Origin of the sequence: Roseateles sp. (genome assembly GCF_039929605.1) — a bacterium.
In the GTDB taxonomy this organism is placed as follows: Bacteria; Pseudomonadota; Gammaproteobacteria; order Burkholderiales; family Burkholderiaceae_C; genus Pelomonas.
The window spans coordinates 1-23,289 of the sequence record NZ_JBDSQX010000124.1; the positions used below are offsets into that span (position 1 = coordinate 1).

At 67.0% G+C, this 23,289-nt stretch carries 24 protein-coding genes, 1 pseudogene and 1 riboswitch; of the genes and pseudogenes, 11 read left to right on the forward strand and 14 right to left on the reverse strand.

From position 1 onward, the window contains the following. Positions 1–115, forward strand: a pseudogene (locus ABIS05_RS17105) (IS5/IS1182 family transposase); the annotation flags it as partial. Between the two features lie 151 nt (positions 116–266). Here the strand turns inward: ABIS05_RS17105 and ABIS05_RS17110 are convergent. The 5 genes from ABIS05_RS17110 to ABIS05_RS17130 all read right to left on the reverse strand — a co-directional run bounded on the left by ABIS05_RS17110 (position 267) and on the right by ABIS05_RS17130 (position 4,305). Continuing rightward, a complete protein-coding gene (locus ABIS05_RS17110; protein ID WP_348010939.1) occupies positions 267–1,967 on the reverse strand; it encodes a DUF2235 domain-containing protein in 1,701 nt (566 codons plus the stop codon). Between the two features lie 58 nt (positions 1,968–2,025). Further along, a complete protein-coding gene (locus ABIS05_RS17115; protein ID WP_348010940.1) occupies positions 2,026–2,238 on the reverse strand; it encodes a DUF4287 domain-containing protein in 213 nt (70 codons plus the stop codon). A 62-nt stretch (positions 2,239–2,300) separates the two neighbouring features. Further along, on the reverse strand, positions 2,301–2,951 hold the full coding sequence (locus ABIS05_RS17120) for a CatA-like O-acetyltransferase (RefSeq protein ID WP_348010941.1): 651 nt from the start codon (positions 2,949–2,951) through the stop codon (positions 2,301–2,303). 107 nt (positions 2,952–3,058) lie between these two features. Next, entirely contained in the window at positions 3,059–3,301 is a 243-nt protein-coding gene (locus tag ABIS05_RS17125) for a hypothetical protein (RefSeq protein ID WP_348010942.1), read from the reverse strand. Between the two features lie 290 nt (positions 3,302–3,591). After that, positions 3,592–4,305, reverse strand: a complete 714-nt coding sequence (locus ABIS05_RS17130; protein ID WP_348063291.1) for a LuxR C-terminal-related transcriptional regulator — start codon at positions 4,303–4,305, stop codon at positions 3,592–3,594. 101 nt (positions 4,306–4,406) lie between these two features. On the opposite strand from ABIS05_RS17130, the gene ABIS05_RS17135 reads away from it, so the two are divergent. Both ABIS05_RS17135 and ABIS05_RS17140 read left to right on the forward strand, forming a co-directional pair. Further along, the gene (locus ABIS05_RS17135) at positions 4,407–4,823 is read left to right on the forward strand and encodes a hypothetical protein (protein ID WP_348010944.1); all 417 of its coding nucleotides are present in this window, start codon (positions 4,407–4,409) and stop codon (positions 4,821–4,823) included. 67 nt (positions 4,824–4,890) lie between these two features. After that, positions 4,891–5,445 (forward strand): PaaI family thioesterase, encoded by a 555-nt coding sequence (locus ABIS05_RS17140; protein ID WP_348010945.1) that lies wholly within the window; start codon positions 4,891–4,893, stop codon positions 5,443–5,445. Between the two features lie 126 nt (positions 5,446–5,571). On the opposite strand, the gene eda is transcribed toward ABIS05_RS17140, so the two are convergent. Beyond that, positions 5,572–6,195, reverse strand: a complete 624-nt coding sequence (gene eda, locus ABIS05_RS17145; RefSeq protein WP_348010946.1) for a bifunctional 4-hydroxy-2-oxoglutarate aldolase/2-dehydro-3-deoxy-phosphogluconate aldolase — start codon at positions 6,193–6,195, stop codon at positions 5,572–5,574. A gap of 10 nt (positions 6,196–6,205) precedes the next feature. Beyond that, on the reverse strand, positions 6,206–8,044 hold the full coding sequence (gene edd / locus ABIS05_RS17150) for a phosphogluconate dehydratase (protein WP_348010947.1): 1,839 nt from the start codon (positions 8,042–8,044) through the stop codon (positions 6,206–6,208). Positions 8,045–8,162: 118 nt separating this feature from the next. Here edd and ABIS05_RS17155 point away from each other — a divergent pair, with 118 nt between their 5' ends. Continuing rightward, a complete protein-coding gene (locus ABIS05_RS17155; protein ID WP_348010948.1) occupies positions 8,163–8,786 on the forward strand; it encodes a gamma-glutamylcyclotransferase in 624 nt (207 codons plus the stop codon). Between the two features lies 1 nt (position 8,787). Here ABIS05_RS17155 and ABIS05_RS17160 read toward each other — a convergent pair whose 3' ends face one another. Continuing rightward, complete coding sequence (locus tag ABIS05_RS17160) at positions 8,788–9,396, reverse strand: nucleotidyltransferase family protein (RefSeq protein WP_348010949.1); 609 nt, start codon at positions 9,394–9,396, stop codon at positions 8,788–8,790. Between the two features lie 104 nt (positions 9,397–9,500). On the opposite strand from ABIS05_RS17160, the gene pdxH reads away from it, so the two are divergent. Beyond that, complete coding sequence (gene pdxH / locus ABIS05_RS17165) at positions 9,501–10,136, forward strand: pyridoxamine 5'-phosphate oxidase (protein ID WP_348010950.1); 636 nt, start codon at positions 9,501–9,503, stop codon at positions 10,134–10,136. On the opposite strand, the gene ABIS05_RS17170 is transcribed toward pdxH, so the two are convergent. Genes ABIS05_RS17170 through ABIS05_RS17190 form a run of 5 tightly spaced genes read right to left on the reverse strand, consistent with a single transcriptional unit; the run spans position 10,133 to position 16,514 of the window. Then, entirely contained in the window at positions 10,133–10,642 is a 510-nt protein-coding gene (locus tag ABIS05_RS17170; RefSeq protein ID WP_348063293.1) for a DUF3299 domain-containing protein, read from the reverse strand. The two genes, pdxH and ABIS05_RS17170, sit on opposite strands and share 4 nt — an antisense overlap. After that, complete coding sequence (locus ABIS05_RS17175) at positions 10,639–11,823, reverse strand: ABC transporter permease (RefSeq protein WP_348010952.1); 1,185 nt, start codon at positions 11,821–11,823, stop codon at positions 10,639–10,641. Before ABIS05_RS17175 ends, ABIS05_RS17170 begins: the two co-directional genes overlap by 4 nt. Beyond that, on the reverse strand, positions 11,820–12,464 hold the full coding sequence (locus ABIS05_RS17180) for an ATP-binding cassette domain-containing protein (protein ID WP_348010953.1): 645 nt from the start codon (positions 12,462–12,464) through the stop codon (positions 11,820–11,822). The genes ABIS05_RS17175 and ABIS05_RS17180 overlap by 4 nt, the downstream gene beginning before the upstream one ends. Then, positions 12,464–13,000, reverse strand: coding sequence for a peptide-methionine (S)-S-oxide reductase MsrA (gene msrA, locus ABIS05_RS17185; protein ID WP_348010954.1), 537 nt, complete (start codon positions 12,998–13,000; stop codon positions 12,464–12,466). The genes ABIS05_RS17180 and msrA overlap by 1 nt, the downstream gene beginning before the upstream one ends. A 10-nt stretch (positions 13,001–13,010) precedes the next feature. Next, positions 13,011–16,514: a DUF748 domain-containing protein gene (locus tag ABIS05_RS17190; protein WP_348010955.1), complete on the reverse strand. Its 3,504-nt coding sequence runs from the start codon at positions 16,512–16,514 to the stop codon at positions 13,011–13,013. A 36-nt stretch (positions 16,515–16,550) separates the two neighbouring features. Between ABIS05_RS17190 and ABIS05_RS17195 the strand changes: the two genes are divergently transcribed. Further along, positions 16,551–17,342, forward strand: a complete 792-nt coding sequence (locus tag ABIS05_RS17195) for a YdcF family protein (RefSeq protein ID WP_348010956.1) — start codon at positions 16,551–16,553, stop codon at positions 17,340–17,342. Between the two features lie 165 nt (positions 17,343–17,507). Here ABIS05_RS17195 and ubiD read toward each other — a convergent pair whose 3' ends face one another. Next, a complete protein-coding gene (ubiD, locus tag ABIS05_RS17200; protein ID WP_348010957.1) occupies positions 17,508–19,046 on the reverse strand; it encodes a 4-hydroxy-3-polyprenylbenzoate decarboxylase in 1,539 nt (512 codons plus the stop codon). Positions 19,047–19,266: 220 nt separating this feature from the next. On the opposite strand from ubiD, the gene ABIS05_RS17205 reads away from it, so the two are divergent. The 5 genes from ABIS05_RS17205 (at position 19,267) to ABIS05_RS17225 (ending at position 23,289) form a co-directional block, all read left to right on the forward strand. After that, complete coding sequence (locus ABIS05_RS17205; protein WP_348010958.1) at positions 19,267–20,124, forward strand: lytic transglycosylase domain-containing protein; 858 nt, start codon at positions 19,267–19,269, stop codon at positions 20,122–20,124. Between the two features lie 16 nt (positions 20,125–20,140). Further along, a riboswitch (ZMP/ZTP riboswitch) is annotated at positions 20,141–20,266 on the forward strand. A gap of 59 nt (positions 20,267–20,325) precedes the next feature. Then, the gene (gene glyA, locus ABIS05_RS17210; RefSeq protein ID WP_348010959.1) at positions 20,326–21,579 is read left to right on the forward strand and encodes a serine hydroxymethyltransferase; all 1,254 of its coding nucleotides are present in this window, start codon (positions 20,326–20,328) and stop codon (positions 21,577–21,579) included. 12 nt (positions 21,580–21,591) lie between these two features. Then, positions 21,592–22,035, forward strand: coding sequence for a transcriptional regulator NrdR (gene nrdR / locus ABIS05_RS17215; protein ID WP_348010960.1), 444 nt, complete (start codon positions 21,592–21,594; stop codon positions 22,033–22,035). Positions 22,036–22,180: 145 nt separating this feature from the next. Continuing rightward, positions 22,181–22,732: a GspH/FimT family pseudopilin gene (locus ABIS05_RS17220; RefSeq protein WP_348010961.1), complete on the forward strand. Its 552-nt coding sequence runs from the start codon at positions 22,181–22,183 to the stop codon at positions 22,730–22,732. Beyond that, positions 22,723–23,289, forward strand: a complete 567-nt coding sequence (locus tag ABIS05_RS17225; RefSeq protein ID WP_348010962.1) for a type IV pilin protein — start codon at positions 22,723–22,725, stop codon at positions 23,287–23,289. Before ABIS05_RS17220 ends, ABIS05_RS17225 begins: the two co-directional genes overlap by 10 nt.

Consider the following 23,289-nt stretch of genomic DNA (forward strand, 5'->3'; position numbering starts at 1 on the left):
GCTGCTCGTGCGATACGAGAAACTCGATCGCAGCTTCCTCGCGCTCAACCACATCGCCGCAGCGATCATCGCGTTCCGCAAGGTGCCGCTGACAATAAACATTATTTACGGATAGGCTCTAAGTCCCCGCGATGTAGCGCGCCCTGGTTTGGGATGGCCTGCAAGGCGCAAACCGCAGTCATAGCTGGCTATGGCGAGGATTTGCAACGCTGCAGGCCGCCCAAAGCAGGGATGCGCTGCGCGCGAGGGACTTGTTCAGCGTTGCCTTAGGTCGTCGCCGTCGGTGAATGCCGGCGCATCAGCGACGTCACGACGAGCGCCGCCACACCCGCCAGTCCCACCCACTTGGCCAAACTGGCGCCGAGCAGGAGCAGCCGCAGCGGCCAGACCCAGACCGATTCTTCACCCACGGCCGCCAGCGCCAGCCCCGACAGCAGGTCTTCCAGCACATCGGCGCCCACGGCGAGCGGCAAAGCCCAGCCGGCGAGATTCAACCAGGCCGAGGGCTGCTGGCCAACATGGATGAGGCCGGCATGGCGAGCAAAGGCCCGGCAGACCCAGGGCGCCAGCAGTTGGGCCCAGGTGGCGATCAGCAAGATGTCCAACAGCAGCGCGTTGATGGGGCGCTCGAAGCTCTTCGCGGCAGTCGCCCAGTCGGCGCCGAAAGGCAGGCTCAGCTGCCAGGACTGGAAACGCAGGTTGGCGTCGAAGGCCGCTCCAACTTGCGCCAGCGGCGGTAGCCAACCCTGTGGCGCGAGCAGTGCCCATCCCATCATGGCCAGCAGCAGCGTGAGCAGCAGCAACGTCGCCGCCAGCTTGGCCCAGGACTTGGCGCCGCCGCGCTCGCGCCAGGCCGTGCCGTCAGGAAAGGCGTGCATCCATTGCATGACCGACGGGTGTGTGCCCATGCGCACAGGCACACCGGCCTGGTCGTCCACTGCGGCATGCGCCGTGTCGCGTACCTTCAGGCCTGTCAGTGCCCACAGCGGCGTCGTGTAGGTCTGGCTGTTGATGCGAGCTGCCTCCCGCGCGGACGGCTCGGGGTCGAGCTCGGGCATCACACGGTTCACGTCGGCTTCGGTGACAAGCACCGGATGCTGCGCATTGGCGGGCAGGCTCAAACCGCAGCCGATGGCTTGCGCGACCAGCCACGCGAATGGCGCGCGGGACAACTCGCTGTACGGGTAATGGTTGCCGCCGCCGATATCGCAATGAGAGCCTCGGAACCAGCATTGCTTGACGTCGCCCTGCTGCTCGTTGGCCATCGGGTAGTCGCCGTCGTCCTGTTGATAGGCGCGGGGTAGGAACTGGGCGCGTTGCTCGTCCAGCGCCAGCGCTTGGCGGACATGCCGGAAGCGCTTGAGCGCCAGCGTCGGCTTCGCGGTGATCTTCAGGCCGAAAGGTGGCAGGCCAACGCTGGCGACGGTGTCCCAGACGCCGACGAAATGCACCTCGGGCCACTGCGCCGGCGTGCCGCCCTGGCCGAAGAGGCGCGCGGCTTGTTCGGTGATGGCCTGGCGCGTCGGCGACGGGCTGGAGAAATAGGTGGCAACCAGGCTGGACACCAGCGTGTCCTGGTTGCTGTCGATGATGCCGAACGCATTCACCAGGCCGGCGATTGAGCGTGCCGTGAAGGCGCCACGCGAGAAGCCGAACACGAAGATCTGGTCGCCCGGCTGCCAGTTGGCCATCAGGAAGCGATAGCCCTCGGAGATGTTGTCGAACACGCCGCGGCCAAAGGCCAGGCCGTCGATGCGGTCCCGCACGCGGCGGAACTTGTCCGTCACCGTCGTGGCGGGCAGCTGGCCCGGGTTGCCGACACCGGGGTCGTAGTAGACGAGCCGGTTGGGGTCCGGAAAGAGCCGCAGCAGCTCCGCCATCAGCACCACATGGGTGTCCGAGTGACGACCGCTGAGGTTGTTGTTGGTGCCGTCGCACAGCAGCACCAGTTGGCGTGGCGAATTCATGGCTGGAGCCTGATTTCCGGGTGATTCTCCAGTTTCGCCTGCCGCAGGCGCTAAACGTCTACTTCAGCTTGGGGACGAACCAGGCTACCAACGCGTTTGCATGGCCGTGACCCACGCCGTGCTCGGCCTTGAGGTGGTTGACCAGCTCCATGTGCTTGAGCGCCCCCGCCTTGGCGATGACCTGCTCCCAGTGGGCAATGGGTTGACCGTAGGTCTTCTCGATGGACGGGAAGTACGAGGCCGGGCCTTTGACTTTCTCTTCGCTGGGCATGGCGGTTCAATCGCTGTCTGTCTCGTACGACGATTGCGTTGCGGTGGTTTCGACAACGGCCTTCAGATCGCGGCCAGGTTTGCCTGGAATCGTTCGAAGAAACGGCCCACATGCACGCCGTCGCACAGCGAGTGGTGCACGTCGACGGCCACCGGCATCAGCAGCCGGCCGCTCTCCTCCTTGAACCGCCCGAAGGCCACCTTGGGTCTGTCGTCGCCCACCCCGCGCGCGTGGGTGAAGGCGGTGAAAGCGAGCCAGGGCAGCGCGGTCATGTGCACCAGCATCTCCTCGCGCACGTCACCGGGCTGGTCGGCAGCAAAGAGATCGCCAGTGGCCCGGCGGACGCGCTCGATATTCGGCTTGGCGCGCGCAGCGAACTCCGCCAGCGAGGCCTCCTGCGGCAGCGTCACAAAGCCGAAGCTGCCGTCGTCGCGCAGCACCGTGCTGCTGGCGTGGATGGCGGCGAACTCACGCACGCCGCTGCCGTCGGCCAGCATGGTCTGGCGCATGCCGTCGACGGTGTTGGCCGCCTCCAGTGCGGCATGGTGGTAAGCCAGCCACGGCGTCGCGCCGTGGCTGAGGGCGCGCTCGCGTAGACCCGTCACGTCCACCGGCACGGTGACGCTGAAGGCTGGCTGAGCCATGGTGCGGAAGTGCTGGAGAGCGGCGCGGCGCGGCCAGGCGGCCAGGGGGATGTCACGGTCTTCTTGCATGGGCCTGCATGCTCGCATGCCGGGCAAGAAAAAGCCCAGGTCGCTGTTGCGCCTGGGCTTTGCAAGAAGGGACTTCGGCAAGAAGCAGTTCGGGCCGGGCCGGGCTCTTAACCGGCGGTGCTCGGCTGCCTCATGCCGAAGTCATGCAGCGCGCGTTGAAGTTCTTCAGCGCGATCTTCACCCAGGTCACCGACGAGTCGGTAGGTCGGCGTACTACGGATCTGCCCGATCTGGTTGTAGCCCAGCGTCTTGGCTCGGTCCAAGGTGCGCGAGGACAACGACAGGCAGTCGAGGGGCGCCTGGTCGGCGAGGCTCAACAGCCGGGCGTAGGTTTCGGGGGAGATGGACACGGCAACTTCACGGACGGCAGTTTTGGGGTCACTCAAAGACTGGCTATGCATGCACTTGCAAATACTAGGACGAGAGGGACGATCAACTGCTAACCGCTTATGACGCCATGGGAGCAGAGTCAGTGCAATCAACCGCCAAGCACGGGAAGACCAAGCAATTCGTAAATGATTTCGATGAGTTTCACGGCAGTGTCCTTGAAGAGCGTGGAGGAGTTCGCTGACCCGAACTGTCTCCTTAAGTCGCCATCTTGAAACCTAGCAGGTCTGCCAGGTTGCGTGCCGAGCATGGGTCAAAACAGCCCGGCGGCGACGCACTTCAGCACCGCTTGATACTTTGACGTGACTTGCAATTTTCGCATCACGTTGCCGAGGTGGAAGTTCGCCGTCTTTTCACTCATACCAAGAATGACGCTCACTTCCCACGCCGTTTTTCCCTGAGAAGTCCAACTCAATACATCCAACTCGCGTCGGGTTAGCTTCGGTATCTCGGTTTGGTCAACTTCGGGGCCGAGCAATCTGTCCGCAGCTGTAAGTGCGTGAGCCGCTAGCAGTTGGAGGCCGGCAACCATGTGCATCAGTTGTGCGCCGGGCGCGGGCAGTGCCTCGTCGCGATCCACGCCCAGTAAGAAGCTTTTGTTGCCAGGCAGATGGAGCTTTAGGGCGATGCCTGTCTTGAAGCCGTATTGAGCTTGTACTTCCCAGGCTTCGCCTAACCCCACAGTCGTGTACGTTTTTTGGTCGTAAACGGTGGGGACGGATTGGGTCATCAGAGCTGCCATGACCGGATCACGTCGCGCAACGTCTAGATCTTTTGCAACCTCCAAGTAGCCTTCAGGAGTGTTGCCAATTGACTTGATCCGCACCCGTGGGTCGTGTAGTGCTCCGCGCATCAGCACGCCAGAGATTATGGGAAAGCCCATTGCGTCAGCTGACGCGACCAGCCGGCGCTCGAAGCTCTCGAAGTCTTCGCTCATGCCGACGTCGATCAACTGCTGATAGTTCATTTCAGGAACGCCCATACCTGCCAAGTCTGCCAGCTTGTCCCACCCCCCGCTGTGACCGGAGACTGCTTCCCGTTCGAATTACACGACCGCGAGGTACTCAAATGTCCACTCTGATTCGCCTGCCGGAAGGCAGCGTTTGCTGGCCCGTGAGCGCGTTGTCCAGCGCCGCCCAAGATGTCCGCCACTCCAAGACCCGCGTCGTCCGATCGACCACGGGCGAACGCACCGTCGGCGGCATGACACGTTGGGAGCGTCGCTATGCCGACGTCAGCGCCTGGGTGGAGTGGGACTGGGTGGAAATGGACGAAGGCACCGTCGTGCAGGCCGACCCACTGAATGTGCGGTCCAACGTGCTGCTGCTGGACGAACGTGGCCGCCCGCTGCTGTCGTCGCGGCGGCGCGCGACGCTGGCGACGCTGGTCTATCTGCTGCCGTGGCAGGGGGCGGTCCTGGACGAGCTCCGCCGCACCGCACCGCATCGCCGAGCCGTTATGGAACCGATGCGACTCGCCGCCTGAACCGAGGCGACAGCGCCGTTCGGCGCGTTTGCGGAAAATCGGTGGCTCAACCTTTCGAGCTGCCGCCATGACGACCTCTGCGCCCCCCTCACCAACGCACGACGACATCCTCACCCAGTGGCGTGCCGGGGAGGCCACCGTGCTCGCGCGCCAGCAGCCCGATACCGGCCTGGCCTCGCGCGCCATGCTGGCCGGCAAGACCGGGCTGCAGCAGATGCAGGCCATGCTGGATGGCCTGGCGCCGCGGCCGCCGATCAGCGAGACGCTGGACTTCATGCTGATCTCGATTGCCGACGGCGAATGCGTCTTCCAGGGTCGACCGCAGTTCAAGCACTACAACCCGCTGGGCAGCGTGCATGGCGGCTGGTTCGCGACCTTGCTTGACTCGGCGCTGGGCTGCTCGGTGCACACGACGCTGCCCGTCGGTCGGGGCTACACGACGCTGGAGTTCAAGGTCAACCTCGTGCGGGCGCTGACCGATCAGGTGCCGCTCGTGCGTGCTCGTGGGCACGTCGTGCATCGCGGCCGCCAGGTGACGACGGCTGAGGCCGAACTCGTCGGCCATGACGGCAGGCTGTACGCGCATGCGAGTACGACCTGCCTGCTGTTCGACCAGAAATGACGCCCCTCGTCCAAGGAGCACCTTGGACGGTCCCCCGAGGGAACGGCGATGCATGCGGCATCGGGCCGCATGCACATCGCCAATGCGGGCCGGCTTGGGAGCGGCCCGGCGCTCGCCCCGCAGGCTTCACCCGCGAAGAGCAGCAGCCTCCTGCGCCAGCTTGGTGATGCGCGCCCAGTCCTTGGCGTCGACTGCATCCTGAGGCGTCAGCCACGAACCGCCGCAGACCTTGACGTTGGGCAGTTTGAGGAACTGTGGCGCCGTCTCCAGCGAGATGCCGCCGGTCGGGCAGAAGGCTACGTCCGGGAACGGGCCGCCGAGGGCCTTCAACAGATTGACGCCGCCAACCGCGACGGCGGGGAAGAGCTTCAGAAAGCCGAAGCCGGCGGCGTTGGCCTGCATCACTTCGGAGGCGGTGGACACACCGGGCAGCAGCGGCAGGCCCTCGGCCTTGCAGGCGGCGGCCAGCGCATCCGTGTAGCCGGGGCTGACGCCGAACTGGCAGCCGGCGTTCTTCGCGTTGGTTACGTCCTGCGGGCTGCGCAGCGTGCCGGCGCCGACGATGGCGCCGGGCACCTTGGCCATGAGCTCCATGGCTTGCAGTGCGACAGGGGTGCGCAGCGTCACTTCAAGCACGCGCACACCGCCGGCCACAAGGGCTTCGGCCAAGGGCACTGCGTCTTCCAGGCGCTGGATGACGATGACGGGAATGACGGGGCCGTAGCTGGCCAAGCTCAGGGTTTCAAGCATTTCGTAATTCTCATAGCCAAGTGATGGCGCCCTCTTCGGCGCTGAGGACATTGCGGCGCAAACCTGCGAAGAGTTCGCGGCCCAGACCGTGGGCATTGACGTCGGCTTCCGCCGGGTCGAGCTTGGCAACCTCGCGCGCGGCCCAGTCGGCCTCGCTGACAAGGGCCGACAGCGTGCCCGTCGTGGCGCACATGCGCACGACGTCGCCGTCACGCAGCCGCGCCAGCGGGCCGCCGGCCAGCGCCTCGGGGCTGACATGGATGGCTGCAGGCACCTTGCCCGAAGCGCCGCTCATGCGGCCGTCGGTGACGAGGGCGACCTTGAAGCCCTTGCCCTGCAGCACGGCCAGCGGTGGCGTCAGCTTGTGCAGCTCGGGCATGCCGTTGGCGTGTGGGCCCTGGAAGCGCACGACGACGACGACGTCACGCTCCAGTTCGCCATTCTTGAACGCAGCCAGCATGGCTTCCTGCGTCGTGAAGACGCGGCATGGCGCCTCGACGGTGTGGCGGTCTTCCGGCACGGCCGAGACCTTGATGACGGCGCGGCCGAGGTTGCCGTCCAGCAACTTGAGGCCTCCGCTCACGCTGAAGGGCGCAGCAGCGCCGCGCACGACGCTGTCGTCACTACTCACGGCCGGCAGGGCTTCGCGGACGACCTCGCCGCCCTGCCCCACCGACTGCGGCACGAAGGTGTAGGGGCGCAGGCTGTTGCCACCGACGCTGATGACGTCCTCGTGCATGAGACCGGCGTCCAGCAGCTCGCGGATGACGAAGCCAGGGCCGCCGGCGGCCTGGAACTGGTTCACGTCGGCGCTGCCGTTGGGGTAGACGCGGGACAGCAGCGGCACCACGGCGGAGAGGTCGGAGAAGTCCGTCCAGTTGATCAGGATGCCGGCCGAGCGCGCCACGGCGACCCAGTGGATGAGGTGGTTGGTGGAGCCACCGGTGGCCAGCAGCGCGGCCATCGCGTTGACGATGCAGCGCTCGTCCACCAGCTTGCCGATGGGCTTGGCTTCATGGCCGCCAGCCAACGGGCCGCGGCCGCTGATCTTCAGCGCCGTGCCGACGGCTTCGCGCGTCAGCGCCGTGCGCAGGTCGTCGTGCGGGTGCAAAAAGGCGCTGCCGGGCACGTGCAGGCCCATCGCCTCCAGCAGCATCTGGTTGCTGTTGGCCGTGCCGTAGAAGGTGCAAGTGCCGGCGCCGTGGTAGGCGGCGGACTCGCTTTTCAGCAGCTCGTCGCGGCCGACCTTGCCCTGGGCGTAGAGCTCGCGCACCTTCGCCTTGTCACTGTTGGAGATGCCCGAGCTCATCGGCCCGGCCGGCACGAAGACGCAGGGCAGATGGCCGAAGTGCAGCGCGCCGATCAGCAGGCCCGGCACGATCTTGTCGCAGATGCCCAGCAGCAGGGCCGCGTCGAAGACGTCGTGAGTCAGCGCAATGGCCGTGCCCATGGCGATGGTGTCGCGCGAAAACAGGCTCAGCTCCATGCCGGGCAGGCCCTGCGTGACGCCGTCGCACATGGCGGGCACGCCGCCCGCGACCTGCACGGTGGCACCCAGGCGATGCGCCTCGACGCGGATCTGCTCCGGATAGGTTTCGTAGGGTTGGTGGGCCGAGAGCATGTCGTTGTACGACGTGACGACAGCCAGATGCGGCGCCTTCTCGGCCACGATGCGTAGCTTGTCGTTGGCCGGCAGCGCCGCCACGGCGTGCGCCACGTTGGCGCAGCCCATGCGCTCGAAGCCGCGCTGGCGGTTGCCCAGCTGGGCGATGCGGGCAAGATAGTCACCGCGCAGCTTGGCGCTGCGTTCGCGGATGCGCTGGGTAACTTCGATCAGGGTGGAATTCATTGGGGTCTCCTGGCGCCTCGGTCTCGTAACCGGACCTTGAGAATTTAAGTAACCATATTACTTTGCTAGCGGGGCTCACGGGTTACGGCCTGGGTACCGGCATGAGAATATGAAGGCGATGGCGGCACAGGCAATCCACATTCCCCACGGCCCGGCGCGCAGTGCCCACCTGCTGCAGCGCACGGCGGCCGAATGGCGAGACAGCGGCGACGACCTGCTGCTGTTCGCCTACGGCTCGCTGATCTGGCGGCCGGAGTTCGAGTATGCCCAGGCCCTGCCGGCCAAGGTGCTTGGCTTTCACCGCGTGCTGCGCATGAGTTCGCGCGTGAACCGCGGCTCGCCGCAGGAGCCAGGCCTCGTGCTGGCGCTGATCTCGGGCGGCAGCTGCCGCGGCCTCATCTACCGCATCCCACGCGCTGAAGGCGAAGAGGTGCTGCCCAGGTTGTGGGCCCGCGAGATGCCCAACGGGGTCTACGAGCCGCGCTGGCTGAACTGCGACACCGATCTTGGCCGGCAGCGCGCTCTTGCCTTCACGCTGTCACGCCAGAGCCCCAACTGGACGGGCCCGCTGCATGAGCCCGAGTTGCTGCACATTTTTCAGCACGCGCGTGGCCGTTACGGCACCACGCTGGACTACCTGCTGCGCACCGTCCAGGGTTTGCGCGAGCATGGGATCCGCGACAGGGAATTGGAGCGTCAGGCCCATCTGGCGGCTCAGCACGGGCTGTGCGGGCCGCTTTGAGTCAGCTCAGGAGGCGTGCAAGGTCCTCGGCGGTGTCCACGTCGATGTGCACGCCGGGGTCGTCGACGGTGATCGGCTGGGCCGCATAACGGGCCACGATGCGCCGCGCGCCCTCGTCTCCCTGCAGGGACATCAGCTCGGTGTAAAGCTCCATGCCGAAGCCGACCGGGTGGCCTTGAATGCCACGGTATTGCGCGTAACAAACCGGGTAGCGCTCCAGCCCTGCGGCCACCGCCAAGATGGTGGCAGGCTGCACCAGCGGCATGTCGGCGGGCAGGATGAGCCAGCCGTCCGCATCCCCCGCCGCGCTGACGCCCGCAACGATGGAATGCCCCATGCCTATTGGGTGTGGGCGGCCTTCAAAGTCGTGATCGGACAGCGTCACGACATCGCGAGCCGCGATGAAACGGTGCACCGAGGGTGCCAGCGCCGAGGTCGTCACGACGACCACCGGCAACTGGGTCGCGATGGCATGACGCAGCGTGCGCGCAAGCAAGGTGTCGGCACCGTTCGTGCCGTCCAGTTTTTGTTCCAGCTTGTGTCCCGGGCCGTGGAAGCGAGTGCCGCGTCCTGCGGCAAGCACGACGACAGCGGGGCGTCGTTTGATCATCAGAAGGCCTGCTCAAATTTGCTGCAGTGCGCAAGCATGCCGTTCGGCTCTGCCATCGAGAAACTGGGGCGTTCACTTAAGGGAAGGTCTGCATACTTCGGGAAATGAGCAAGTTGAGTGATTTCCGCAAGAGCTACGAACTGGGCGAACTGGACGAAGCCGAGGCCGCCGATGGCCCGTTGGCGCTGTTCAACCGCTGGATGGAAGAGGCCATCGGCCACGACGTGTCCGAGCCGACCGCCATGACCGTGGCGACGGTGGGCGCCAATGGCCGGCCGTCGACGCGCGTGGTGCTGCTCAAGGGCTGCGACACGCGCGGTTTCGTCTGGTTCACGAACTACGAAAGCCGCAAGGGCGAGGAGTTGGCGGGCAACCCGTATGCCGCGCTGCAGTTCCACTGGGTGGAGATGGAGCGAGTCGTGCGCATCGAAGGCCGCGTCGAGAAGACCTCGGCCGAGGAGTCGGACGACTATTTCAAGAGCCGACCGCTGGATTCCCGCCTGGGCGCCTGGGCGTCGCCGCAGAGCCGCGCCATCAGCTCGCGTGCAGTGCTGGTGGCCAATGCGGCCAAGGCGGCGTTGCAGCACGGGCTCAACCCAGCGCGGCCGCCGCACTGGGGCGGTTACCGCCTGGTGCCGGAGCGTTTCGAGTTCTGGCAGGGCCGCCGCTCGCGGCTGCATGACCGGCTGGTGTTCAGCCGCGATGCCGACCGCTGGGTGCGCGAAAGGCTTGCGCCCTAGTTGACGGCGTTGCCGTCTTCCACGCGGTAATACAGGCCGTAGGGGTCGTCCATCAGCACGGCCAGCTGGCCTTCGACGACGACCGCCTCCAGCGTGTAGCGCACCGGCTTCTTCGTGCGCACCTCGATGAGGCCTTCGGGGCCTGCGGGCACGCAGAAGGAGCACGTCGTGGGCACCGAGGACAGCAGGAAGTGCTGCTGCTTGTCGCCCGCCTCCAGCGGCATCATGAAGCCCTGCACCTTGACCGTCTTGCGGTCCAGCGCCTGCACGGCGGCGGGGAAGGTCGGCACAAGCTTCTTCTTCTCGGCCTTGGCAGTGACCTGGGACAGCAGCTTCCACGACAGGATGTCAGCGCGCTCCTCCAGCGGTTTGAACGGGCTGCGCGGGTCGTGATAGCCGGCGCCCTGGCCGATGGCCGGGGGTGTTTGGGCGAAAGCGGCTGCGGCGGCGAAGCAGAGGAAGAGAACAGGCTTGAACTTCATGATGGCGGGATTGTCGAGGGTCAACGCGGAGCTTGCAGCAGCGTCGTGACATCCAGACGATAGGCCCGCCAGGCCGGCCACGCTGCGGCAAGCAGAGCCAGCCCTGCGGCCAGCAAGGGCACCAGCCATTCGGCTTCGCTGAAACCCAGGTGGCCTAGGCGCAGCGACTGGCGCTCGGCCAGCAGCCGCTCCAATCCGGCGACGAGGCCATGCCCGGCCGCAAGGCCGAGCATCGTCGCCAGGCCGGCCAGCAGCAAGGCCTCCAGCGCGATCAGCGCGGCCACGCGCCGAGCCGGCGCACCCAGCATGCGCAACATCGCCAGATCGCCCTGGCGGGCGCGCACCGCATGCAGCAACGCGACCCAGACGGACAGCCCGGCAGCGGCCAGCAGCACGATGCCGAAGCCACGCAGCACCTCGGTGCCGGTGCCCACCAGCCGCATCAGCCGCGCGGTCTCCAGCGCCGGCGCGGCGGACTGCAGGCCGTCCTGTGCATTGACCCAGCGCGGCAGCATCACTGCCGCGAGCGGGCTGCGGTAGCGCACGAGGGCCAGCGTGATCTCGCGGTGCTCATCGTCGTCGGCGTGGGCAGCATGGTCTTCATGCACCTCCCAGACGGAGGCGAGGTCGGTCAGCACGAGGCGGTCCAGCACGCTGCCCGATTCGGCCAGCACGCCGACGACCTCAAAGGTGTGCTCGCCATGCGCGCCGCCGCCTTCGGCCAATCCATGGCTGCCGGCAAAGCGATCGCCGATCTTGAGCCCGCTGCTGCGCGCCACCTCCGCGCCGAGCACTGCCTGCATCGGCTTGGCCCACAGCGCGCCATGCGCCATCTTGGCGTCGTAAAGATCGATGTAGTCAGGCGTCGTGCCGGCGATGCGGTAGCCGTGGAACGAGTCGCCCAGCGACAGCGGCACCGCCTGGGCGACGAGAGGTTGCTGCTTCAGCAGGTCCAGCGTGGCGAGCGGGATGTTGCCGGTCGGCGCGTCGAGGTGGAAGACGCCGGCCAGCATGATCTGCATCGGGCTGCCCTTGGCGCCGACGACGAGGTCGATGCCGGCGAGGTCGCGCTTTAGCCCGGCCTCGACTTGGGCGCTGGCACGCAGTACGAAGGTGACGGCGGCGAGGCCCAGCGTCAGCAGCAGCAGGTTCAGCGCCGTCGTCAGCGGGCTGGACCACAGGTAGCGCCAGGCCAGCCGAATCACAACACCACCTCGGCCACGTCATCCCGGGCGCTCAGCGCCTCGACGACGCGCGCATCGTGGCTGGCGATGACCAGCGTGCAGCCCTCGCGCTCGGCCGAGTCCAGCAGCAGCGCCAGCATGTGCAGCGTGTGCTCGTCGTCCAGACTGGCGCTGGGCTCGTCGGCCAGCAGCAGCTTGGGGCGGCGCATCAGTGCGCGGGCCAGGGCCACGCGCTGGGCCTGGCCGACGCTGAGCTGGTGCGGCCGGCGCGCGGCCAGCTCGGCAATGTCCAGCGCCGCCATCAGCTCGGCCGCGCGGGCCGGGTCGGCGCTCTGCCCTGCGGCCAGCGCGGGCAACGCGAGGTTCTCCGCCACCGTCAGCGCTTCGCTCAGATGCAGCCGTTGCGGCACGACGCCGAGCGTTGCGCCACGCCAGGCGTCCAGCGCGCGTGGGCTCAGACCTGGCAGCGCGGTGCGGGCCACCTCAAGCTCGCCCTGCTGCACACGCAGAAGCCCCGCCAACAAAGCCAGCAACGTCGACTTGCCTGAGCCCGACGCGCCGCGCAGCAGCAGATGCTGGCCGGCTTGCAGCGCGAAGTCGGCGTAACGGATCGGGGCCGACGCGCTGGCGTAGCGGTGGGCCAGCCCCTCCCAAGCCAGCATCACTTCACCAGGCGCTTGAAGCTGGCCAGGAACTTGTCCACCTTGCCCGCCACGACGAAGGCGCAGTAGCCCTGCTCGGGGTTGCGGGCGTAGTAGTGCTGGTGGTAGGCCTCGGCGGCGTAGTAATCGGTCTCGGACAGCAACTCGGTGACGACGCGGCCGCCATGGTGGTCGTTGGCCTCCTTGAGCACCTCGGCCGCGAGCTGGCGCTGGGCTTCGGTGTGCCAGTAGATGGCAGAGCGGTACTGTGTACCCGCATCGGCGCCCTGGCGGTTCAGCGTCGTCGGGTCGTGGATGGTGAAGAAGACTTCGAGCAGCTCGCGCAGCGAGACCTCGGCGGGGTCGAAGTCCAGGCGCACGACCTCGGCGTAGCCGGTGTTGCCGCTGCAGACGGCTTCGTAGGTCGGCTTGGGGCCTTTGCCGTTGCTGTAGCCGTTCTCGACGTGGTGCACGCCGCGCACGCGCTCGTAGACGGCCTCCAGGCACCAGAAGCAGCCGCCGGCCAGGGTGATGCGTTCGAGATTGCTTGCAGTCATGGGGGACCTTTCAGTGGGCGCCGAGGGAGAGTTCGACGTGGGGGCGCCAGCCGCTCGCGCAAGCCCCGTTGCAGAGTTTGGGCGCGGCCAGGAAGAGCCGGGCATTCGGCGCGCCGCGCGCCAGCAGTGTGTCTCGCACGGCCACGGCACGGGCGACGGCGAGCTGGCGCAACGTCTCGTCGTCGACTTCGTAGCTGGCCATCAGCAGGCCGCGCATCTGGGCGGGCGGCAGGTCCTTGGCGAGACCGATGACGTTGCGTGGCTTGTTGGGCAGCTTGCTGGCTTCGTAGAGACGCTTGAGGGCCGCCTCGGGCGAGAGATTCGCAAGCTCGGCGTTCTCGGCCTTCAGCGCGGCGGCCAGGCGCCGTTCGCGGATGGCGGGCACCTCGGTTTCGGAGTCGGCCCAGCCGGTCAGCGTGAGCTGCACGCCGGGCTTGTCGGCCAGTTGCCTGGCGATGTGGTCGAGCTTGTCGGTGGCGCCCAGCTCGGCGCTGGCGGGCGCAAAAGCGACATCGGCCGCCTCGGGCGAGTCGCTGCCGCTGAAGAGCGAGAACGGCGATGTCAGCGCCTTGCCGATGAGGTTGAGGAAGAGCTTCCAGGCCACGCCACCGACGCTGAACTCGGGGTCGTTCAACGAGCCGCTGACGGGCAGGTTGAGGTCGATGACGCCGTTGCCGTCCTTCAGCAGCGCGGCGGCGAAGCGCACGGGCAAGTTCGTCGCCTCGGGGCTCTCCACGCGGTCGCCGAAGGTGAGCTGGTTCAGGATGATCTGGTTGCTGGCCACGAGTTGGCCGCCCGGCTCGACCTTGTAGTTCAGCTTGGCCGACAGCTTGCCGCGCTCGATGGCATAGCCGACGTATTTGCCCGCGTAGCCGGACAGCGGCGCCAGTTCAATGTCCGTCGCGTTCGCCTGCACGTCCATGGCCAGCGGTGCGCCGGGTTTGAGCTGGCCGTCGATCTCCAACAGGCCGGTGCCGGCCACCTTGCCGCGCACGGTCAGCTGCGCCATGGCCGGACTGGCGGACGAGAAGGCGCCGAGCGAGCCTTGCAGTTCGGTCAGGCGCGCGCTGTAGCCGGGCTTCACGAAGCGGTCGTTGAAGTCCACCGTGCTGCGGTTGACCTGGATGCGCTCCACGGCGAACTCGGGGCGTGGCGTGGATGCGGCCGAGGCAGGCGCGGAAGCAGCCTGGGCTGCATCAGCCGGGCCAAGGTCACGCAGGTTGAAACGGCCCTGCTCGTTAACGATGAGGCGCGCGTAGGCCTCGTCCAGTTGGGCCTCGCGCACGGCCAAGCGTGGCGGCGCGCCGGGTGCCAGGGCCAGCTTCAGGCCGTTGAGTTGCAGCGTCTGCCAGCTCAGCAGGTCCTCGCCGACGACGCGCTGGCCGTCGACGAGGCGGGTCTGCAGCAGCGCCAGCGGGCCGACACGCACGTCGCCCCCGAGCGTGGTCTGCCAGGCACCGCCGGCTTGGCTTGTGGTGTTGAGTTCGGCCTTCAGCCCCAGTTCGGCACGCTGCAGATGCAGGCCCCAAGCGGAGTCGAGATAGGCGTTCAGCAACTGCAGCGGCAGGGCCTGGGCTTGCAGGCTGCCGCTGGCCGACAGCGGCGCCAGGCCGACGCGGCCGTTCCACTGCAGGCTGCCGGCGCTGGCGGCCACGGGCTGATCGTTGGCGCCCAGCGCGGCGAGCTGGGTCGTGAGTTGGGCTTGCACCGGCGCTGTGGCGGGCCAGGTGAGAGTACCGAGCGCTAACCGCAGCGGCTCGACAGCCAGGGCCACGGGTGCGATGCCGGCAGGCACGGCGGCGTCGCGCCAGCGCAGCGCGCCGCGTTCGACCTGCAGCGCGGTGAGTTGCAGCTTCCAGGCCGGGCCGGCAGCCGAGGCGGCGGGTTCGGGCGGCAGCAGCGGCGCGAGGTTGAGGCGGCCGTCGGCCTCGCGGGCGAGCTGGGCGCGCGGCGCATCCAGCTTGAGCGTACCCAGGCGAAGCGAGCGGCCGGCGGGGTCGATGTCCGCCTGGTCGAGCTGAGCACTGACCAGCGTCAGCAGCGGCTTGGCGGCCAGGCTGAGGCGAGCGTCGTTGAGTTGAAGCTCGCGCAGAGTCAGCTGGGCGCGGTCGGCGGCGCCTTCGGCCAGCGGGTCCTTGACGTTGAACGCTGCCTTGCCGGAGACGGCCGCTGTGAGCCTGGCGCCCTTCGGCAATGGCAGCCAGGCGGCCAGGCGTTCGATGGCCAGGCCTTGCAGCTCGGCCTCGGCCTGCAGCGCTTCGGGCGACAGCTTGGCTTGCGCGTTCAGCGTTCCCTCGCCCAGGCGCAGGCTGGCGTCGAGTTGGGTGGGCGCCTTCAGCGGCCAGGCGGCAGCGGCGAGCTTGATCTGGATGGCTTCCAGGTCAAGGTTGCTCACGTTGACGCGGCCATCCTTGACTTCCAGCCCGGCCACGCTGATTTGCCACGGCGCTGGTGCGTTGCCACCCTGCCCTGTCACCGCTGCCGGCAAATGACGCCACCAGATGCTGGGCGAATCGAGCAGGATCTGGCCGAAGCCGAGCTCGCGGCGCAGCGGCTGCGCGTCAGCCAAAGGCAGGCTCAGGTGCTTGAGGTTGAGCAGAGGCTTGCCGTCGGGCTGGGTCAGCGACAGCTCGTGCAGCTGCAGGCCACCGCTGAGCTTGACGCCCGGGGGCTGCTTGGGCCGCTCGGCAAAGTCCAGCGCCAGGTCCGCGTCGAGGCGGCCGCCGGTCAGGCGCAGCGGCAGGCTCTCCGGCACGTAGGCCGCCAGCGGGGCGAGGTCCAGGCCGGCGAGCTTGAAGGACAACCGTGCGCTGGCATCGTCCTCAAAAGGCAGCGCCTCGGCGCGGCTGTCGAAGGCGACGCCGTCGAGCTTGCCGCTAAGTTGGGGCTGCACCTTGACCTTGACGTCGGAGGCCAACGTCGACACAAAAGGCAGGGCCAGGCGCAGCGCCGCCAGCTCGTGCTTGCGCTTGACCGGGCGGTCGTCGAACGACACGCGGCCCTCGCTCAACTCGATGTTGTAGACGGCGAACTCGGGGTCGTCGCCCTCCGGTGCGCCCGGCTTGGCGGCAAAGCGCTGCAGCAGGTCGTCGAGGTCGTAGCGGCCTTCGGCCACGCGGGCGACGCGCAGCTCGGGCCGGGTGAGTTCCAGCGATTCGATGACGGCATGGCCGCGCAGCAGCGAGCGCAGTGACAGGGCGGCGTCCAGCTTGGCGAGCGTCAGCAGCGGCGGCTGGCCGGCGGCGGCGCCATCAATGCGCAGACCGTCGACGACGACGGCGAGACGCCAGGGCTGGAAGTGCGCCTGCTCGATGCTCACCGGGCGGCCCAGCTTCTCGCTGGCCAGCGCCACGCCGCTGCCGGCGATCCAGCCCGGCAAGGCCAGCGTCACGATGATCAGCACGAGCGAGATGACGGCCGACAGCGCGACGAGGGTCCAAATGGCGATTCTGGCGATTCTGGCGATTCTGGCGATTCTGGCGATGCGAACGGGGGAGCGGGGAGTGATCTTCACGGCGGACGCATTATTCATGTCGGCGAAGATGTGACTGTGAGCTTCGCCTTCGACTATTCCGGCTTCAAACCCCTGCTGCTCGCCGCCCTTCTGCCGCCGGCGCCGATGCTGCTGCTGGCCGCCTGGGGCGGCTGGCGCCTCAAGCGCAACCGGCGGGGCGGCGGTTGGATGCTGGGCCTGGCGCTGGCGCTGACCTGGCTGTCGGCAACAGATGTGGCAGGCGAGTTGCTGAGCCGGCTCGCCGGTCAACCCGAGCCGCTGAACCCTGCGCAGGTGGTCGCTCTTCGCGGCCAGAAGGATGGTGCGGTGCTGGTGCTGGGCGGCGGCGTGCGGGGCTACGTCCCTGAGTTCGGCTACGGCCGCCCCAGCCAACTCACCGGGGAGCGCCTGGCCTATGGCGTCTGGCTGGCGCGGCGCAGCGGTTGGCCGCTGGGGTTTTCCGGCGGCATCGGCTGGATGGCGACGGAGTTGCACCAGTCCGAGGCCAGCATCATTGCCCGCGTTGCCGCGCAGGACTACGGCCTGCCGCTGCGCTGGGCCGAAGGCAGTTCGCGGGACACCCGCGAGAACGCCGCCAACACGCTGCCGCTGCTGGCGCAGGCCGGCGTCAAGCAGGTGTTGTTAGTGACGCACGAGGAACACATGCGCCGGGCGCTGCGCGCCTTCGAGGCCCGGGCCGCGCCGCTGGGCATCCGGGTGGTGCCGGCGCCCGTGGGCCTTCGCCCCGATGGCGCCACCAGCTTCGACGATTGGTGCCCGTCGACGGATGGCTTCCAGCGCGTGCGCTACGTCGTTTATGAGACGCTGGCTCTGTGGGCCGGCCGCTGACGCCACCCCAAAAAGTAGAAACCCCGCCGGGCTTGGAGGCCGGGCGGGGTCGGGTGGCGAGGCCACCATGGGGCTCAGAGGCGATTTGCCACTGGGCTCCTGGCGCGCAAGGGATTGCGCCAGAGGTTGTGCCTGAAAAGGCATCCCAACATTAGGCGAGCGCCGTCAGGCCTTCAAGAAGAGTTGCCCGAATAGCGCTTCGGCCCGCGCCGTGATATCGGGCGGCAGCGTGATGCCCCGGCCCCATTCGCGGGTGGTCTCACCGGGCCATTTGTTGGTCGCGTCCAGCCCCATCTTGCCGCCCAGGCCGCTGACGGGCGAGGCGAAGTCGAGATAGTCGATGGGCGTGTTGTCCACCAGGGTGGTGTCGCGCACCGGGTCCATGCGCGTGGTGATGGCCCAGATCACCTCCTGCCAGTTGCGCGTGTCGATGTCGTCGTCCACCACGACGATGAACTTCGTGTACATGAACTGGCGCAAAAAACTCCAGATGCCGAACATCAGCCGCTTGGCATGGCCGGGGTAGGCCTTCTTGATGGAGACGACCGCCATCCGGTAGCTGCAGCCCTCGGGTGGCAGGTAGAAGTCGACGATCTCCGGAAACTGCTTCTGCAGGATGGGCACGAAGACCTCGTTGAGCGCGACGCCCAGGATGGCGGGCTCGTCCGGCGGCTTGCCGGTGTAGGTGGAGTGGTAGATCGGGTTCTTGCGCTGGGTTTGGCGGCTGATCTCGAAGACGGGGAACCAGTCCTGCTCGTTGTAATAGCCGGTGTGGTCGCCAAACGGGCCCTCGAGCGCGTGCAGGTAGCCGCCCTTCTCCTTCAGCGGCACGCCACGCTCGCTGACGCCGGTGAAGCCGGGCGCGGCGGGCGGGATGTGGCCTTCGAGCACGATTTCGGCCGAAGCAGGCGCCTGAAGCGGCTGGTTTTGGCCCACGCCGGTGTTGACCAGCTCGGTGCGCGAGCCCCGCAGCAGGCCGGCGAACTGGTACTCGGACAGGCTGTCCGGCACCGGCGTGACGGCGCCCAGGATGGTGGCCGGGTCGGCGCCTAGGGCCACGGCGATCGGGAACGGCTCGCCCGGGTGGGCCAGCGCGTGGTCGCGGAAGTCCAGCGCCCCACCCCGGTGGGCCAGCCAGCGCATGATGACTTGGCGGGGGCCGATGAGCTGCTGGCGGTAGATGCCGAGGTTCTGGCGCGTGCGTGTCGGCCCCCGGGTGATGACCAGACCCCACGTGATCAGGGGGGCTGCGTCGTCCGGCCAGCAGGTCTGGATGGGCAGGCGGCCGAGGTCGATGTCGCTGCCCTCGAAGACCTCTTCCTGGCAGGGCGCTTTGCGTTGCACTGCGGGCTTCATGTCCCACAGCGCCTTGGCCATCTGCAGCAATTTGCCGGCGTCCTTCAGGCCCTTGGGCGGGTCGGGTTCCTTGAGGCTGGCCAGCACCCGACCGACATCCCTCAAATCGGCCAGAGATTCAGCGCCCATGCCAAGTGCGACGCGGCGCGTTGTCCCGAAAAGATTGGTCAGGGCGGGGGTGGAATGGCCGGCCGGGTTCTCGAACAAAAGCGCCGGTCCGCCGGCGCGCAAGACCCGGTCGCTGAGGGCCGTCATCTCCAGCACAGGCGAGACTTTTTCACGCACGCGCTTGAGCTCGCCCAGGCCTTCCAGGCCGGCGATGAAGTCCCGCAGGTCGCTATATTTCATAACCAAAAGTAGTTTAGAAGAGCTGCAACACCCTTGACGGGTTATCTTCGGCCCGTAAAATTCAGCGCTTCGGGTTTGTACTGAACCCAGCCCGGTCGGTCTTCAGGGCGCGCAAGTGTCAACGGACCAGCGCAGCAACCGGGAAATTATCACCGTCGCCCCACTCAGACCGCCGCACAAAACCGGCAGCCTGTGGTGGGCTTCGACACAAGGGAGTCGCATGACGACACGTCAAGACCTGATGACCCTGGCTGGCCACATGCGGCAGTCGGCGTCGCTGTTCATCCAGGACATCGGCAACGGCCTGCTCGTGGTGAGCCACAACACGCTGGCCCTCGTCGGGCTGGCAGTAGTGTCGGTCATGCTCGTGTTCACGAGTCAAGCAGGCCTGCGCGAGAATTTGGAATCAGCCACGCTGGGTTGGCTGAACGCCCGCCACGAGGCACGCGCGGAGGCCGACGGCAACACGCTGCTGGCCACCGCAGAGCCGGATGCCATCGCCCGCGCCACGGCCATCGACCCGCGCGACCTCAGCCGCCAGCAGGCGGCCGTTGCCCACTGGCTGGCGCGCCGCTACAGCGTGGCGCCTGAACCCATCAGCCGCCTCGTTCAGGAGGCCTGGGCCGTAGGCAATCGCGCCAAGGTCGAACCGACGTTGATCCTCGCCATCATGGCCATCGAATCGCGCTTCAACCCGTTTGCGCAGAGTTCCGTGGGTGCCCAGGGCCTGATGCAGGTCATGACCCGCGTGCACGACGACAAGTACGAGGCCTTTGGTGGCACGCTGGCGGCGTTCGACCCGGTGACGAATCTGCGCGTGGGCGTGCAGGTGCTGAAGGAATGCATCCAGCGCGCTGGCGGTCTGGAGGACGGCCTGCGCTTCTACGTCGGCGGCGCCAATCTGGCCGAGGACACGGGCTACACCGCCCGCGTGATGGCTGAGCACGATCTGCTGAAGTCGGTGGCGTCCGGCCGCTCGGTGCCGGCCAACACCATCCCGAACATCGTCCGCCCGATGCGCGAGGCCGCGTCGGCGCCCACCGGTGGTGATTCCGCGCAGATCGCTCTGTTGCGTTGAGCCGCTGATTTACACTGCCCGCTCACGCGACTGGCGATCAGGGTCACAAGCTGACCTGAGGTGGGCCACCACCGGGGAGCGTGAGGCGGTTGTCCTCTGTCGATATGGCAGCCGCTTTCAGCCGTTCGCCTGGGCAGCCTTGGACGTCACGCCAGCCGTGAGCGCCTTGGATTTACCGCCTGACCTTCGGAAACACCCGCCATGTTTGACCGCAACACCTCCACCCTCGCCTTGGTCGACCCCGAACTCTGGACCGCCGTCCAGAACGAGACCCGCCGCCAGGAAGACCACATCGAGCTCATCGCCAGCGAGAACTACACCTCGCCCGCCGTCATGGAAGCCCAGGGCAGCCAGCTGACGAACAAGTACGCCGAGGGCTATCCCGGCAAGCGCTACTACGGTGGCTGCGAGTACGTCGACGTCGCCGAGCAACTCGCCATCGACCGCGTCAAGCAGCTCTTCGGCGCCGAATTCGCCAACGTGCAGCCCAACTCGGGCTCGCAGGCCAACCAGGGCGTGTTCTTCGCGCTGCTGCAGCCCGGCGACACCATCATGGGCATGAGCCTGGCCGAAGGTGGCCACCTGACCCACGGCATGGCGCTGAACATGAGCGGCAAGTGGTTCAACGTCATCAGCTACGGCCTGGACGCCAATGAAGCCATCGACTACGACGCGATGGAAGCGCTGGCCCGTGAGAAGAAGCCCAAGCTCATTATTGCCGGCGCGTCGGCCTACTCGCTGCGCATCGACTTCGAGCGTTTCGGCAAGATCGCCAAGGAGATCGGCGCCTACTTCATGGTCGACATGGCTCACTACGCCGGCCTGATCGCCGCAGGCGTCTACCCGAACCCGCTGCCCCATGCCGACGTCGTCACGTCCACCACGCACAAGAGCCTGCGCGGCCCGCGCGGCGGCATCATCTTGACGAACGACGAAGCGATCGCCAAGAAGATCAACTCGGCCATCTTCCCCGGCATCCAGGGTGGCCCGCTGATGCACGTCATCGCCGGCAAGGCCGTGGCCTTCAAGGAAGCGCTGACGCCCGAGTTCAAGGTCTACCAGGAGCAAGTCGTCAAGAACGCCAAGGTGCTGGCCGAGACGCTGATCGAGCGCGGCCTGCGCATCGTCTCCGGTGGGACAGAGAGCCACGTCATGCTGGTGGACCTGCGCCCCAAGAACCTGACCGGCAAGGAAGCCGAGGCTATCCTGGGCGCCGCCCACATGACCTGCAACAAGAACGGCATCCCGAACGACCCGCAGAAGCCCATGGTCACCAGCGGCGTCCGCCTGGGCACGCCAGCCATGACGACGCGCGGCTTCAAGGAAGAACAGGTGCGCGCCACCGCCCACCTGATCGCCGACGTGCTGGACAAGCCGCACGACGAGGCCAATTTGGCTGCCGTGCGCGAGAAGGTCGCCGCGCTGACGGCTGCTTTCCCCGTCTATCGCGGTTAAGTAGACGCCGCCGTGCGCTGCCCGTTCTGCTCTCACACCGAAACCCAGGTCGCCGAGACCCGGGAGTCGGACGAGGGCGACGTCGTCCGGCGCCGGCGCCGCTGCCTGTCCTGCGACAAGCGCTTCACGACCTATGAGCGGCCCGACATCGCCATGCCCTCGGTCGTCAAGAAGGACGGGCGGCGCGCCGATTTCAACGCCGGCAAGCTGCGAGCGTCCATGCAACTGGCGTTGCGCAAACGACCGGTCAGCGTCGAGCAGATCGACGCGGCCATCAACCGCATCGAGGAAAAACTGCTCGCCAGCGGTGCCCGCGAGATCGCGTCCACCCGGCTGGGCGAGTTGGTGATGCGCGAGCTCAAGCGCATCGACAAGGTCGCCTACGTCCGCTTTGCGTCGGTCTACCGCAGCTTCGAAGACGTCGACGAGTTCCGCCAGCTGATCCGAGAGATCTGACTGGGGATTTCCCTATCCCCCTTCAGGGGGAGCCCCGGGGGATGCCGCCAGCGCTCTCCCCCTTCGCTCCACCCTAAGGGGGAAAGACGTGCGGGGCCCCGCTTCCTAGAGTTCGTTCATCGACAACGAACCGCAGGTAGCCCCCATGAACCGCACCGCCAACACCCATCGCCGCAGCCTCGGTTTCACCCTTGTCGAGCTGTGCGTCTGCGTCAGCATCGGTGCCACCTTGGTCAGCCAGGCGGTGCCCAACCTGAGCAAGATGCGTCAGGAGCGTGCGCTGCGCGCAACCTCCGAAGCCCTCGCCAGCGACCTGCGTTTCGCACGCAGCGAGGCCGTCCGTACGGGCGAACCGGTCTACTTCCGGATCAGCGGCAAGGGTGCCCAGTCCTGCTACGTGTTGCATACCGGCGCCCGCAACGACTGCGACTGTGCTGGCGGCCAAGCCGTCTGCCACGTGGCGGGCAGCGCCGTCATCAAGGCCGAATGGCTACCAGTCGGCAAGGCGATGCATCTGCGCAGCAATGCGGAGACGATGGAGTTCCAGCATCGCCAGGGTCTGGTGACGCAGACCGGCAGCATCGAGACCTATCTGGACAACGGCGTAGGCATCCGCCAAGTTGTCGCCATCACCGGTCGCGTGCGGAGCTGCTCCACCGGCGCAGTCAAGCTTTCCGGCATCACCAAGTGCGCCTGATCCCTTGTTCGTGGTGGCTGGCGACCGGCGGTCGCCTGCGGGCGATGAGCGGCGTTCCAGTAACCGTTCATCTGCGCGGTGCCACTGAAAATTGCGCTGCCATGAGACTTTTGCCACAACGCCACCTCAAGGGATTCACGCTCATAGAGCTGATGATCGCTGTCGTGGTGGCCGGCATCCTTGCTGCGGTGGCCTATCCGGCCTTCACTTCATTCATCGCGCGCGGGCGTCGGGCTGATGCGATAGCTATGTTGACCAGCATCGTGCAAGCCCAGGAGCGGCATCGCTCCAACAAGAGTTCTTACGCTGAATCGTTCCCGGTCTTGAATATGGGCGAGACCGTTTCTACCAAGTATTACGACTTCAGCATGAGCGGCATTTCTGGAAGCTTCGTCATCGGCTACCAAGTCACCGCGACACCGAAAACGGATGGCGCCCAGGCAAGCGACGCCAGCAAATGCGCCACGCTGAGCGTGAAATTGGATGGTGGGCAACTCAGCTATCTAGCAACCGACTCCAGCGAGCATGACACCTCGACCACCTGCTGGTCGCGTTGA